10 protein-coding genes and 1 other RNA gene are annotated in these 15150 nt (G+C 50.4%); all 11 read right to left on the bottom strand.

Going from position 1 to position 15150, the window contains the following annotated elements; genetic code table 11:
• Nucleotides 1-72 precede the first annotated feature (72 nt).
• Nucleotides 73-2394: an AAA family ATPase gene (locus tag ACV7NC_RS09990; RefSeq protein ID WP_458152425.1), complete on the bottom strand. Its 2322-nt coding sequence runs from the start codon at nt 2392-2394 to the stop codon at nt 73-75.
• Entirely contained in the window at nt 2391-2567 is a 177-nt protein-coding gene (locus tag ACV7NC_RS09985; RefSeq protein WP_458152424.1) for a hypothetical protein, read from the bottom strand. The genes ACV7NC_RS09990 and ACV7NC_RS09985 overlap by 4 nt, the downstream gene beginning before the upstream one ends.
• 94 nt (nt 2568-2661) lie before the next feature.
• Complete coding sequence (locus tag ACV7NC_RS09980; RefSeq protein ID WP_458152423.1) at nt 2662-5544, bottom strand: SNF2-related protein; 2883 nt, start codon at nt 5542-5544, stop codon at nt 2662-2664.
• A gap of 87 nt (nt 5545-5631) precedes the next feature.
• Nucleotides 5632-8037: a DNA topoisomerase (ATP-hydrolyzing) subunit B gene (gene gyrB, locus ACV7NC_RS09975; protein ID WP_458152422.1), complete on the bottom strand. Its 2406-nt coding sequence runs from the start codon at nt 8035-8037 to the stop codon at nt 5632-5634.
• An 81-nt stretch (nt 8038-8118) separates the two neighbouring features.
• The gene (gene dnaN / locus ACV7NC_RS09970) at nt 8119-9234 is read right to left on the bottom strand and encodes a DNA polymerase III subunit beta (protein ID WP_458152421.1); all 1116 of its coding nucleotides are present in this window, start codon (nt 9232-9234) and stop codon (nt 8119-8121) included.
• Between the two features lie 188 nt (nt 9235-9422).
• Entirely contained in the window at nt 9423-10799 is a 1377-nt protein-coding gene (gene dnaA / locus ACV7NC_RS09965) for a chromosomal replication initiator protein DnaA (RefSeq protein WP_458152420.1), read from the bottom strand.
• 40 nt (nt 10800-10839) lie between these two features.
• Nucleotides 10840-11664 (bottom strand): pantoate--beta-alanine ligase, encoded by an 825-nt coding sequence (panC, locus tag ACV7NC_RS09960; protein ID WP_458152419.1) that lies wholly within the window; start codon nt 11662-11664, stop codon nt 10840-10842.
• Between the two features lie 13 nt (nt 11665-11677).
• Nucleotides 11678-12469: a 3-methyl-2-oxobutanoate hydroxymethyltransferase gene (gene panB / locus ACV7NC_RS09955; protein ID WP_458152418.1), complete on the bottom strand. Its 792-nt coding sequence runs from the start codon at nt 12467-12469 to the stop codon at nt 11678-11680.
• Nucleotides 12466-12960, bottom strand: coding sequence for a 2-amino-4-hydroxy-6-hydroxymethyldihydropteridine diphosphokinase (folK, locus tag ACV7NC_RS09950; protein WP_458152416.1), 495 nt, complete (start codon nt 12958-12960; stop codon nt 12466-12468). The genes panB and folK overlap by 4 nt, the downstream gene beginning before the upstream one ends.
• A 10-nt stretch (nt 12961-12970) precedes the next feature.
• On the bottom strand, nt 12971-14371 hold the full coding sequence (gene pcnB / locus ACV7NC_RS09945) for a polynucleotide adenylyltransferase PcnB (RefSeq protein WP_458152415.1): 1401 nt from the start codon (nt 14369-14371) through the stop codon (nt 12971-12973).
• Nucleotides 14372-14710: 339 nt separating this feature from the next.
• Nucleotides 14711-15011, bottom strand: an RNA gene (rnpB, locus tag ACV7NC_RS09940) — RNase P RNA component class A.
• Nucleotides 15012-15150: the final 139 nt, after the last annotated feature.

The raw sequence follows: 15150 nt of genomic DNA, 5'->3' as shown, positions 1-15150 counted from the left end.
ACGCGATTCTGGATTTTGGCGCTTATCCTTGCCGAGCTTGGTGGGTTGGAGTTTTTGGTAGTCATTGTTCGATCAGGTGGGCTTCTTCAATGGATGCAGACGGCGAGTATCACCGCCATTTCTCCAATAACTTCCTGTGTCCTTCATTGGACGACCATGATCGGGACAAACCAACGCATCAGACAGTTGTTCAACCAATTTAGCAAATCTAATACCTTCGGCAGGATACAGATCGAAAGCCATCGCATTGAAATGTGCACCAAGCACATTTCTGGCTTGAGCAATCTCCGCTATATCGTCAAAGATTGGCTTAAGCTCTGTAGACACTAAAACTTGACCAGGGGTATTTTGGTCTAGCGTTTCCGCCTTCAACGCCGCTAACAATTTGCCATTAACCGCACCGAGCAAATCACTTAGCACATAGGCATTCCCATGCCGTCTTGGAACAGCACAACCATATTGCAGCGTAATGAAGTCCAACAGAGCCTCCAGAACGACCCCTGCCTTACCGCATATCGCCTGAACATCAGGATTCGGATCAGCCAGTAGAGTTTTGAGACGTGAGATTTCAGGAATTATTGCACCGCTTAGAGTAATGCCTTTACCGAATGCCCATTGATTGAGTTCCACAAAATGACAAGTCTGATCCGGTTTGAGGACACCCCATCGAAATTTCTCCCGCCAAGGCCGGTAGTGCGTAGTGACGATCGAGTGCCTGAACTTTTGGCTCACATCGTAAATCACGCTGATGATTCGTTCGACATGTGGCTCATCAACGCTGCCCAACACGTCATCCAACACCAGAATTTTCTGTTCTGGTACTTCACGTTCGGCCAATGCAATGAATACACACAGACCTAAAGTATCCAGATGGGAATCGCTAAAATACGCCTGCGGCGGAGTATCCTGCCGTCCTGCGAACTCGGTAGCGATATCCAAGGAACCACGCTTGGCTGCATCTAGTGCCAGGACAATCTTGTTCAATCCCTCGCCCGAATGAATAGCTTCATAAAGTTCACCTACACGAGTCGATATAGCTCCGAGAACTGCATCAGTGTATTTCTTCCGTTCCTCCTCCATGATCCTCAGGATTTCACGAAGACGGGGAAGTACGACCTCCAATTCTTTTGCGACCGCTTCATTCTCATTTAGGTCTTTCAGTGATCGCCGTAGTGTTTCCACGAAATTCTTACTATCTACACAAGCATCTGCAGCCTTTTTCCAGCTATCACGCTTGTCCTTGTTACCATCAATCCAGCCTGCCCATTTTTCTGCTTCACTGGGTACAGGAAATGCAGGAAGCTTTAGATCGGAAATCTCCTTGGAATTAGCACAATAGGATTCCAGTGCTGCAAAGTCTTTTGCAGCACCTTCCAGAAAATCCTCCAGACGCTGTTTTTCCCTCTGCACAACAGCACCATGACTGGCAACAGAATTTCTGGCTGTATTCAGCTTCGTATGTAGCCCTTGCACTTCAATTCTGCGATTGACTTCAGCAACCAAACCTTCGACCTTCTCACCGCTTTCACAAAGTGGGCAAACATCAGGGGAGGGATGTGTCGCAAAATGTTTCTGTGCTGCTTTCAAGATCTCTAGAACCTCTAGATAGTCATTGGCTGCATCACTGGTTATTACCTCCATAGAAGTCTTGGCAGTTTCTAATGAAGATTTAGATGACTTGAGATTGCTAGCCAGTTCTTCCAACTTCCCAGGATGAGGAACGATTTTGTCCCAATGCAAAATCAGGTCATCAACAGCGACCTTCTTTCGATCAAATTCTTGGTGGTCTTTCAGCACTTCGAGCTTTGCCCATGAGAAGGCATCAGGTGCAGGATTACCGACTTGATTCCAGAAGTTCTCGATAGTCGTTCTGTTTGCACCAAGGCGAGTTGTTGCAGCCTCGTAATCCTTAGTCTTGTCATTAATCAACTTGCGCAAGGTCATCTCGGAAGTCTCGATCCCCGACAAATCGACAAACCGACTAATTTCTTTGTAGCGATCGGCTGGTTGGGCTGCAATTAAGCTTAATATCTGGCTGCGCCGCAACACGGCCACCTTTGGTTTGAGTTGCTCGTTATCCACCGCCACATTTGTTTTTCCAAGCGATAGAGTGCATGTACCGGATGAGGTCGAAAAGATCACTTTGACATCACCATGCATTTTCCCAACGGACGGCCAATATGTACGCGTAGCACCACCAATGCCTCTATTCTCCAAAGATCCGACCTTTCCGTTTCCAAGCAGGTCAAAGGCATCTGAAATCGTTGACTTTCCAGTTCCGTTTTCGCCATAGACAATAGTCAGTTTCTTTCCCTTCTCGAAAATTAAGGTAAAAGGTGTCACAGAACCTCTGAGGTTTTCGACGACCAAGCTGATGAGCGAAGGGATTGTCATAGGTTTTCCCCTTTTTCTACTGCTTTTTCTGCCACAAGGAGCCAATCCTCAGACTTCATAGTTCCTGCCGCAATCTTGGCTTTAATCTTGTCGCTATCATCTGGCAGCAACAACTTCTTTCTCTTTATGACTTGAATAACCACTTCGGCTACTTCTTCTGAAGGTGTCCTCATACGTTCCCCCGTCTAACATCAGCTTCCACTCGACAGCAAACACTACCTTTACCATTTTTTGCAAAAGTCAGCATTGGAGGAATGGCAATAATAGTCATGCCAACTCCCACTCCACGGTGAACAATGTCTGCATCTGCACCTGCTGCTGAAGCTGTTCTTCCAACTGACTGATAAGGTCATTGTGATGCTCTTCGACCTCATCCTGCCGGGTAAACAGCTCGCGGCGCAGTTTGCTGCGTTTGCTTTCCAGCTCGCGCTGATGCTTTTGCTGCACCAATTTCTCTTCCAATGTGGCAGAAACCGCAGCCATGCGGCGTACTTCCTTGATTTCGACATCGATAGCCTTGATTTCCTGCTCCAATCCCAGCTTCAGATCGTCCGCCCAGGCGTCGAGCTTCTGGACTTCCTGCTCGAAGTACCCGAGGTTGCGCTGGTTTATGTCGCGCAGCAGCGTGGTCTGACGAGCTTCAAGCTCGACTTGTAAAACTTCGACATTATTATACAAGTTTGCATCTTGTATAATTGCAGGCAAGCGCAGTAGTTTTTCAGGATCGTCTTCAGCCAGCACCTCGCCTTCGGCGGTACTGGCAGCAACCAGCAGATGCTGTTCATTTTGTCCAAGCGCCATGACTGAAACCAGCTTCACACTTAGCCATCCGCTCTTGCCGCGGTACGGTTCAAGGGTACTGATTCTTGTGCCGTGGGCCTCGTAATCGAACACCAGCCGAGCTGCAGGAAGATCGCGGGTTTTCGCTTGCTGAATAACCCATTCAGCAAGCGGATGACCGATGCGGTATAGATGCGCATCGCCGGAGCGGCGCGGCAGTTCGTAACGTCCAAGTTCGACCCCTGCCAAACCGCTGTTCTCTATGCTAGACGGAACACGATGGAGCTTGAACCCCCCATCGTCGAATGCAGCACAATCGCCCAATTCCGCCCGGGTCAAATCCATCAGCATACGTTCGAAGCGGTTGCGGGTGTTGCGGCTATCCTCGGCACGAATGCGCAGTTTTTCCTGCACTTGCTCATCGAAGTTTTCAAGCAAAATTTGGCGCGTTTTGACCATCGCCTCGTTAATTTCTCCGGATAGATCGCGCTGAAGTTGCTCAAAGCTGGCTTTAATCTCATCGGGTGCTCGGCAGTTCTGATATATCCCAGCAATGCGTCGCTCGAAATCCACTCCGGATCCGATAGCGCCCAGCACTTCGTCGCTGGCGCCGAATACACCCTCGAAAAGCTGGAATTTCTGCGCCAGCAGTTCGTACACCCGCGCATCGGCTTCGTTGCTGCGGTCAACGAAATTCACCACCACCACGTCGAACTTTTGCCCGTAGCGATGACAGCGCCCGATGCGCTGTTCGATACGTTGCGGATTCCAAGGCAGGTCATAATTAATCACCAGCGAGCAGAATTGTAGGTTGATGCCTTCAGCGCCTGCCTCGGTGGCAATCATGATCTTGCCATATTCCTTAAAGTGTTCGACCAGCGCCGCTCGCGTATCGGCGGTCTTGGAGCCAGTCACGCGGTCGCTGCCTTGGTGGCGCTTCAACCAATCTTTGTAGATAGTCTGCGCCCGTGCATCGCTGTTGGTGCCGTTGAAGAGCACGATGTTCTCGCCATAGCGGGTTTGTTCTAACAAAGAAAGCAGATAATCCTGCGTTCGTTTCGATTCGGTAAAGATGATCGCTTTCTTGGCCGCGCCGAGCCGATCCAATTCGGCGAAAGCACGATCCAGCGCGGTGAGTAACGCTTTACCCTTGGCATTTTCGTGAATGCCGCTTGCCAATGTTTTGAAATGGCGCAAATCGGCGATTTCCTGTGAAATGGCTTCACGTTCGTTGCATATAGAAGAGGGGGCATTACTCGCTAAATCGTTCCATTCGTCGGCGGTCTCGTCTAGCGATTCATAGTCTTCATCCAGATCTTCCGCTAAATCAGGCAGATTGACCGTATCATCCAGTATTTTCTGAAGCCTGTTTGCCATAGTATCCAGCGCACCTGCAATCGCAGGTGTCGACGATGCCAGCAATTTCCACAGCACCAGAGAAATCAGTTGGCGTTGGCCTTCCGGTAATGCCTTAAGGTTTGGGCGGCGCAAATAGTCCGACACAAGATGGGACAGCTCCTGCTCTTCACTTGAAGGTGTAAATTCCTCAACAATCGCTTTACGAGAGGTATACGAGATATAGGGCTGTACTTCTTTGCGCAAAGTACGCTTACAGACCGGTGCCAAGCGATGACGCAAGTTGGCGAAATTTTGATCTTTTCCAGCCGCAGTGAATTGGGTGCGAAAACTATCGATGTCGCCAAAAATCCGGTCATCGATCATACTGGTAAGCCCATAAAGTTCCAGCAAGGAATTCTGCAGCGGCGTTGCTGTGAGCAGCACCTTGGAATGGACGTGCGCCAACGCTTCCTTCAGTGTTTTGGCGATGACATTGCTGGTTTTATAGACGTTGCGCAACCGATGGGCTTCGTCAAGCACGACTAAATCCCATTCGATGGTTTTTACATTATCCGCTTTGGCCTTGGCGAACTGATAAGAGCAAATCACCGGGCCAGAACCATGCTCAAACGGATTCCGATCAATCTGCTTGCGGATGGCTTTGTAGCTTTTGGCTTCCAGGATCCGGCCTTGCAAACTGAATTTATCCTGTAATTCCTGATGCCACTGCTTGCGCAGGTTAGCTGGAACAATAATCAGAATGCGGCGGCGGCGCTCGGCCCAACGCTGTGAAATCACCAAACCTGCTTCGATGGTTTTACCCAGCCCCACCTCATCGGCAAGGATCACGCCGCGAGAGAGCGGATTACGGCATGCGAAGAGCGCTGCTTCGACTTGATGGGGATTGAGGTCAACTTGCGAATCGACCAACGTCGAAGCTAACGATTCGACCGAATCACTGGCAGCCCGGCGCGTGAGCAGCCAAGCAAAATACTGACTTTGATGCGGTGTTAATTGCGGTTTCGTAATCAACAACGACCCTCTTTACTATTTGATTCTGTCAATCCTTGAAGGATTTTGAAAATCCCGGTAACCGCTTAATGACTGGATAAACCGGATTTAAATATCAATATTCGTCGCCCTCAGCGCATTCTTCTCAATAAATGCCCGGCGTGGTTCGACGACGTCGCCCATCAGCGTGGTGAAAATTTCGTCGGTGAGGATGCTGTCTTCGATTTGCGCGCGCAGCAGGCGGCGGTTTTGCGGGTCCATGGTGGTTTCCCAGAGCTGGCTTGGGTTCATTTCACCAAGGCCTTTATAACGTTGAATGTTGACGCCTTTTTTGGCTTCGTCCAGCAGCCATTCCAGCGCTTGTTTGAATTCGCTGACCGATTGCTTGCGTTCGCCGCGTTGCACATAAGCGCCTTGGCCGACCAGGCCGTCGAATACTTGCGCGGTTTTCTGGATTTGCGCGTAGTCACCGCTGTCGAGAAAATCGCTGTCGAGGTAGCTGGTGACGATATTGCCGTGCGACAAGCGCATGATTTTGAGGCGGTAGCGTTCATGTACCTCGTCGTATTCCGCGACGATTTCCACATCCTTGACGCGCGCGGTCAAGCGGGCTGCGCTATCACTGGCGGCTTGGCCGTTGCTCAGGTCAACATCGGGCTGGCGCAGCAATTCGTGCATGACGGTGCTGTCGATTGCCTGGCTCATGCGCTCAATCACCGCTTCGGCGAGAATATATTCATTCGCGATTTGCGCCAGCGTGTCGCCGCTCAATGGCGGCTTAGCTTCACTGGTGTGCAGTTCCGCGCCGTCGAGCGCAAGACTCAGCATGTATTGCTTCAACTCATGGTCATCCTTGACGTAGCGTTCCTTTTTGCCGTGCTTGATTTTGTACAGCGGCGGTTGCGCGATGTAGACGTGGCCGCGTTCGATCAATTCCGGCATTTGGCGGTAGAAGAACGTTAGCAGCAACGTGCGGATATGCGAGCCATCGACGTCGGCGTCGGTCATGATGATGATGCGGTGATAACGCAGTTTGTCCGGATTGTATTCATCCTTGCCGATACCGGTGCCCAGCGCGGTGATCAGCGCAATGATTTCCTGTGATGAAATCAGTTTATCGAAGCGGGCTTTTTCCACATTCAGAATCTTGCCCTTAAGCGGCATGATCGCCTGGAATTTACGGTCGCGCCCTTGTTTGGCGGAGCCGCCGGCGGAATCACCCTCGACCAGATACAGTTCGCACAATGCCGGGTTTTTCTCCTGGCAATCGGCCAGTTTTCCCGGCAATCCCATGCTGTCGAGCACGCCTTTGCGGCGCGTCAGTTCGCGGGCTTTACGCGCCGCTTCGCGGGCGCGGGCGGCGTCGATAATCTTGTTGCAAATGGTTTTGGCGTCGACCGGGTTTTCCAAGAGATATTCGGAAAACTTTTGCGAGACCACTTCTTCGACGACCGGCCGCACTTCCGACGACACCAGCTTTTCCTTGGTTTGCGACGAGAATTTGGGTTCGAACAGTTTTACCGACAACACGCACGACAAGCCTTCACGCATGTCGTCGCCGGAGGTTTCCACCTTGGCTTTTTTCGCCAGTTCGTTCTTTTCAATGTAACTGTTCAGCGTGCGCGTCATCGCCGCGCGCAAGCCGGTTAAATGGGTGCCGCCGTCCTTTTGCGGGATGTTGTTGGTAAAACACAGCACCTGCTCGGTATAGCTGTCGTTCCATTGCATCGAAACTTCGACGGTAATATTGTCTTTCACACCACTGGTGTAAAAAACCGCCGGGTGCAGCACAGTTTTGCTGCGGTTGATATATTCGACGAAATTTTTGATGCCGCCGGTAAAGGCGAAATTTTCATCCTTGCCGGTACGCTGGTCGATCAAATGAATTTTCACGCCATTGTTCAAAAACGACAGCTCGCGCAGGCGTTTGGCGAAAATATCGTAATGGAATTCGACAAGGCCGAAAATCTCCTTGCTGGCGAGAAAATGCACTTCGGTGCCGTGACGTTCGCTTTCGCCGATCACTTTCAGCGGCTCGACCGGCACGCCCATGCGGAATTCCATGTGATGCACCTTGCCGTCGCGGCGGATGGTCAATTTCAACCATTCCGACAACGCATTCACCACCGATACGCCAACGCCGTGCAAACCGCCGGAGACTTTGTACGAGTTGTCGTCGAACTTGCCGCCGGCATGCAGCTCGGTCATAACGATTTCCGCAGCGGAGCGTTTCAATTCGTCGTCTTGCTTGATGCCGGTCGGAATACCGCGGCCGTTGTCGAGCACGCTGATGGAATTATCGGGATGAATGGTCACGGTGATTTCGTCGCAATGTCCGGCGAGTGCTTCGTCGATGGCGTTGTCGACCACTTCGAACACCATGTGATGCAAGCCGGTGCCGTCGCTGGTATCGCCGATATACATGCCGGGGCGTTTGCGTACGGCATCCAGGCCTTTCAGGATTTTGATGCTTTCGGAATCATAGTCGCTTGGATTGGAATTGTGATTAGTCATCGGGTTTTATGTATCTGTCTATGAAATATTGAAAAAAGGTTTTGCAACCGCGGCGGCGGGTTTTATCGAGCTTGCCTGAGACTAAATCCGCATCGGCATGACGATGTATTTGAAGGCTTTATTGCCGGGAATCGTCATCAGCACGCTGCTGTTGGCGTTTTCAAAGGCGCATTGCACGGTTTCACTGGACACGTTGTTCAACAAATCCAGCAAGTAAGTGATGTTCAAGCTGATATCCACCAGCTCATCCTGATAGGCTATTTCCAGTTCTTCTTCAGCTTCTTCCTGCTCGTTGTTTTTGCAAATGATGCGCAGGCTGCCCTTATCGACGATTAAGCGCACGCCGCGGAATTTATCGCTTTGGTTCGAGAGAATCGAAACCCGCTGCAATGCCTGTAAAAATATCAGCCGGTCGATATCGAACACTTTGTTGTTGCGGGTTGGAATGACCCGATTGTAATCGGGAAATTTGCCGTCGATGACTTTCGAGGTGAGCACAACGTCCGCAAACGAAAAGCGGATTTTATTTTGTAAATATTCGATCTTGACCGGATCTTCGCTGTCTTCGAGCAGCTTGGACAATTCAAAAACCGCCTTGCGTGGCAAAATCACTTCCTGTTTTTTCTGCGCGGTTTCCAATGGCGTTGCGATATAAGCCAGGCGGTGGCCATCGGTGCCGACGCTGATGAGTTGCTTGCCGTCGGCCAGCAATAATAAACCATTCAAATAGTAACGGATATCTTGTTGCGCAATGGCAAATTGCACGTGATGAAAAAGGTTTTTGAGCTCCTTTTGCGATAGCGTGATCGCCGATTCGGATTCGGGCTCATCCGCGACTTCCGGAAAATCCTCGGCGGGCAGGATTTGCAGGTTGAACGCGCTTTTTCCGGATTTGACGTAGAGATGATCGTCTTTGCGCGTTAGGCTCACTTCCGCGCCGGTTGATAGCGAACGCAAGATATCCTGAAGTTTCTTAGCGGAGACGGTTAACGCGTAGGGCTGCTCGCTCGCTAAGTCTTCACTGGTCTCGGTTTTGATTTGAATTTCGAGATCTGAGGTCAAAAAGGACGTTTTTTTCCCATTTTGACGAATGAGTACATTTGATAGGATGGGTAATGTCTGGCGACGTTCCACAATACCGGTTACCGCTTGTAACGGTTTCAACAACGTATCTCGATTGGTTTTAATTAAAAGCATTTATTTAAAAAATAATAGTGATTAATTAATGTTTTCAAACTACGGGATAATTCATAACTTCAACGAAGTTTCAAAAAGATAGCATAAATTCCTTGCTTGTATGAGCGCTGTATATCGCGTGAACAAATTGTGGATAAAATCGGTTATTTTTTTTATTCCACAGTTATGCACAAACTATTCAGCGGTTATCAGCCTCTTAAAATCAGGATTAAAGCATTAAAATCGCGATTGACGATTGGATCGGAAACACGCAGTTCGTTAATTTTACGATAACCGTGCAATACCGTCGTATGGTCCCTGCCGCCAAATGCTTCGCCGATATCCGGCAGGCTCAGCGACGTCAATTCCTTGGCGATCGCCATGGCCATTTGCCGTGGTCTGGCAACGATGCGCGACCGTTTTTTCGAATACATTTCAGAGACTTTGATTTTGTAATAGTCGGCGACGGTTTTCTGAATATTTTCAATCGAAATCTGCCGGCTTTGTACCGCAAGTAAATCTTTCAATGCCTCTTTTGCCAGATCCAGCGTGATTTCCTGATTGATGAAACGGGAAAAGGCCATGACCCGCTTGAGCGCGCCTTCAAGTTCGCGGACGTTGGAGCGGATGTGCTTGGCGATAAAAAATGCAACATTTTCTTCCAGCTGAATTTTTTCCAGCTCGGCTTTTTTCAATAAAATCGCGACCCGCATTTCCAGTTCCGGCGGTTCGACGGCAACGGTCAAACCCCAACCGAAACGCGAAACCAGCCGTTCTTCCAGCCCGGTGATTTCCTTGGGATAGGTATCGCAAGTGATGATCACTTGCTTGTGGGTTTCGATCAAGGTGTTGAACGCGTAAAAAAATTCTTCCTGGGTACGGTTCTTGCCGCCGAAGAATTGCACATCGTCGACCAGTAACAGGTCCAGCGAGTGGTAGTACAACTTGAATTTGTCGAATGCTTTGTGCTGATAGGCGCTTACCACGTCCGACACGTATTTTTCCGCGTGCACGTAGCGGATTTTTGCGCTTTTGTCGTTTTCGTATACGTAATTGCCAATAGCCTGAATCAGATGGGTTTTTCCCAAACCAACTCCGCCGTAGATAAACAGCGGGTTATAGGCGATACCCGGTGATTCGGCCACTTGAATGGCGCCCGCCCGGGCCAGTTGATTGGCTTTGCCGGTCACGAAGTTATCAAATGTGAATTGCGGATTCAGGCCGTTAGGATCTTTCCGTGGAGGGTGATGGATCGCTTTGGGCGCCGGTTTGAATTCTTGCTGTGATTCTCCGGGTTGCGCTTCGGTTTGGCTGATTTTGGTTTCCGCAGGTTCGGAGAGTTTCAGCAGAAACTGGATTTTTTTGTCGAAGTAAGACTGCGCCATCTTTTCGATATGCGCGATGAAATTATCCTTGACCCACTGCGATACAAAGCGGTTTGGCGCGATCAACACGACTTCATTTTCGTTATCCAGGGCGGAGTCGATCTGCAACGGTTTGATCCAGGTATTAAACTGCTGCGCATTGAGTTCTCTTCTGAAATGATCTAAGCAAGATAACCAGAAAGTATTCAGTGATTGCGTCATTTTTTGATCTTTTTATGTCTGGCCGGGTTAAAAAGTAACGTTAAATTTCCAGGTTATCGATCAGCCGCGTGCAATTGAGCCATGCGGCGCCTAAAACGACTAGATCCCGATCTTGTTCGTGAGCCGGCATCAGCGAGTCGCGATTGTGAATACTGATGTAATCGACGTTCCAGCCATGCTGAACAAGATGGTTGATTGCGCTGGTTTCTAAAGCATGAAAGTCTTTATGACCGGCAATGACTTCTTGTTTGATCTGTAGCAGTGTTTGATAAAGCTGGCAGGCTTGTAATCGCTGCGTTGCGCTTAGATATTGATTGCGAGAACTTAAAGCCAGCCCATCTTCGGCCCGTACGGTTTCACCAGCAACAATTTCAATGGGAATGTTTAATTGTTGAACCATTTCACGCACGATATGCAACTGCTGATAATCCTTTTTGCCAAATACAGCCAGGTCAGGTTGAATTATATTGAATAATTTCAATACAATAGTCGCAACGCCACGGAAAAATCCTGGCCGAAATTTTCCTTCCAAGATATCTGCTACAGGTGGTAATGCTAACAAGAATTCCTGCTTCGTTGGAAAAAGAATTTTCTCATTCGGTACAAAAACAGTCTTGACATTTGCTGCGGACAGCAACCTGCAATCTTCTTCGAGCGTGCGCGGATAACGGTCAAAATCTTCGTGCGGCAAAAACTGCAAGCGATTGACAAAAATGCTTACGACCACGTCGTCGCATCGCTGTTTTGCTTGATCAATCAAAGACAAATGACCTTGGTGAAGATTGCCCATGGTAGGAACAAAGGCAAATCGCGGTTTATTGCGCAAATGATCACGCAATTCTGTAATTCCGGTGATTATTTTCAAGTCAGCCTGCCGGTTAAAATTGGTGTTCCTTGCCGGGGAATTGCCCGGTTTTGACAGCGCTTACGTATTGGGTTATGGCTTCCTGGATACTGTTGGAATTAACCATAAAGTCTTGGACAAAGCGCGGTTTTTTACCTTGCGACAAACCCAGCATATCGTGCAAAACCAAAACCTGGCCGGCGCAATCGGGTCCGGCGCCGATACCGATGGTCGGTATGGCTAAGGACTGCGTGATTTTCTTCGCCAGCTTTGCCGGAATGAGCTCCAGAACTATCATGCCGGCCCCGGATTTTTCAAGGGCTTTGGCGTCTTCCAGCAATTGCTTGGCAGCTCTGTCGGTATTGCCCTGAAGCTTGTATCCGCCGATTTGATGAACCGATTGCGGCGTTAAGCCGATATGCGCGCAAACCGGAATGCCGCGTTGCGTCAGGAAACTGACTGTTTCAGCCATCAACTGGCCACCTTCTATTTTGACCATCTGCGCACCGGCGGCCATGAGCGTTGCCGCATTTTCGAAAGCTTGTTCCGGTGATCTTTGATAACTGCCAAACGGCATGTCGGCGACGATGAAGGCATTGCTGGCGCCTCGGGCCACGCAGCGGGTGTGATAAATCATGTCGCTGAGCGTAACCGCTAAAGTCGTGGTGTGGCCCTGTAGCACATTGCCAAGGGAGTCGCCGACCAGCAACACGTCCACACCCGCATGCTCAAGCACCGCAGCAAAGGTCGCGTCGTAACAAGTCAGCACCGCGATTTTCTCATGGCCTTCCGCCATTTTTTGTAAGGTACTCAATGACATTTTCATGATTCAATCCGCTCGAGTTTTTGATCCTGGCATGATGGCAATAAATGCCGAACCTGTCCGTATCCCGGGATATGACAATCCGGCGCAATTTCAAACAGCGGCATCAACACAAAGGCGCGTTGCGTCATGCGCGGGTGCGGGATGGTCAGGTCGGCATCCTGGCATTGCAAGCTATCGTACAGTAATACGTCGAGATCCAGCGTTCGCGGCGCGTTGAGCGATTCCCGCACGCGCCCGTGCCGTTGTTCGATGGCCAGCAAGGCTTGCAGCAGTTGCTGCGGCGGAAGCGCGGTTTCAACCAAGGCGACGGCGTTGATAAAGTCGGGTTGATCGAGCCGTCCAACCGGTGCGCTTCGATAGAGCGACGAGCGTTTCTGCAATCGGGTTTCCGGAAGTTGCGCCAGTTCGCCGAAAGCACGTTGCAGTTGCACAATCGGATTTTCCAGGTTGCTGCCTAACGCGATAAACGCTTGAGCGGTTTTTGTATTCATTAAAAACAGTTCAGCCGGTTTCTTGATTCGTGGTTTCAGCCGTTGAAGCGGCAGGCTTGGCGGATGCTGCGGTTTTGCGGCTGCGTCTTCTGCGTTTTTTCTTGCCGGTGGATGGCGTGATCAGCATTTTTTCACGCGCATCCGGGTCTGCGATGATAAATTTTTTCCACCATTGGCCAATTTCCATATCCAGTTCACCGCTTTCGCAGCGTAACTGCAGGAAATCGTAGGCGGCGCGGAAACGTGGATGCGCGAGCAACCGGAAAGGCTTGCGGCCAACCCGCGCTTCAAAACGCGGCTGCATAGACCAGATTTCTTGCATCACGGCATCGAAGCGGCGGGGTATCGCCAGGTTTTTGTGCTGTTGCGACAGGATTTGATCCATCGCGCTGAATAAAGCCGGCATCGGTTTTTCACCGGCAGCTTGGCGCGCATTCCAGCTCGATAGCACCTCATGCCATAGTAACGTAGCAAACAGGAAGCCGGGCGAGACGGGTTTGTCTTGCCGGATGCGCTCATCGGTATTTTTCAGCGCGATGGTAATGAAACGTTCGCCTAAGGGCTGTTCCAGAATGATATCGAGCATCGGCAGCAAACCGTGATGCAGTCCGCGGGCGCGCAATTCCACCAGGCACGGCAACGCGTGGCCGGACAGCAGCAGCTTCAGCATTTCGTCGAATAGGCGCGATGGCGGCACGTTTTGCAATAGCGGCGCGAGATCGCCGATCGGCTTTGCGGTGGCTTTTTCGATTTGCAATCCGAGTTTTGCCGCTAAACGCACCGCACGCAACAAACGCACCGGATCTTCGCGGTAACGTTGTTCCGGTTCGCCGATGATGCGCATTTCTTTGGCGTTGATATCTTTAAAACCGTTGAGATAATCGAGGATTTCTTCCTTAACCGGATCGAAGTACAGCGCGTTGATGGTGAAGTCGCGGCGCAGCGCATCTTCTTCCTGAGTACCGAACACGTTGTCGCGCAATAACCGGCCGTGCTGGTCGGTTAGTGGAACGGCAATCGAATCGTCGTCATTGTCCGAGGAAGGTCCACGGAAAGTCGACACTTCCACGGTTTCCGCGCCGCACATGACATGCACCAGGCGAAAGCGCCGTCCGATGATGCGTGAGCGGCGGAATAGTTTGTGCACTTCCTCGGGAGTGGCGTTGGTGGCGACATCGTAATCTTTCGGAACCAGCCCCAATAAAAGATCGCGTACCGCGCCACCGACGATGTACGCCGCGTATCCGGCATTTTGCAATTGCTGGGTAATTTTCAAGGCGCACGGGCTGATTTGGTTCCGCCGGACGCCGTGCCGTTTGCCAGGTATCACCGTCAGCTTGGTGGCCGGTGTTGCCGCTACGGAAGAGGGTGAATTCCGACCGAATACTTTGTCGAGTAATTTACGGATCATCGCTGTGGTTATATGTGTCCGGCGCAGATTATCCTAGCAGGCCGTTGAAAAACTATCTGCGTTGCCGCTACGGTGTTAAAAACAAGCTCAAAATGCTCATTTATACCGCATAAACTGCGCTTTTTCGCCTGTTTTTGCCTTGTATCGGCTCCCTCGAAAACGTTTTTCAACGGCCTCCTAGGGAAACGCTGATGAATTGACTGCGTAAGCGATTTGCTGCGTTGGATGGTGTTCAAAAACCGGCCTATCATACCGATAGGTCTCGTTTCTTGCGTTCCGTGCGCTTCGCGAGCCATTCCGTTTGTCGAATTATTCAGCATTTCTCCAGAAAATCAAAAAAAGTGAAGTCAGCCGGTAAGCCGGATTCTGTCGTGGACAGTCATTCCTCTAGACGCACGGTTGCCCGTGCATTCAAGCAACCCACCCGCAAGCTCCGCGAGCCGCATCATCGCTTGCCTATTTGGTCTTGCTCCGGATGGAGGTTACCGCGTTTCACCGTAACTGAATACGCTCGTCTCTGTGGCCCTATTCCTCGCCTCACGGCGGGCGGCCGTTAGCCGCCATCCTGCTCTGTGGAGTCCGGACTTTCCTCCCCCTGCGTTCAAAAAGAACGGCAGGCGGCGACTGTCTGGCTGGCTTCTCCGGTTATTCTATCATTTGCAAGAATGGAAGATGGATCAAATAATAGGGCCGATTGTAGCGCTGACAAAATTCCGGATGGCCGCTTGAATACGCCACGCTTTATGCTTTAAGCGGATTTTTACTTAAAAATTTTTGAA

The organism is Nitrosomonas limosa, from assembly GCF_054188085.1.
Note: the sequence above shows the minus strand (reverse complement) of the source record. Positions and strands in the feature narration are given on the sequence as shown.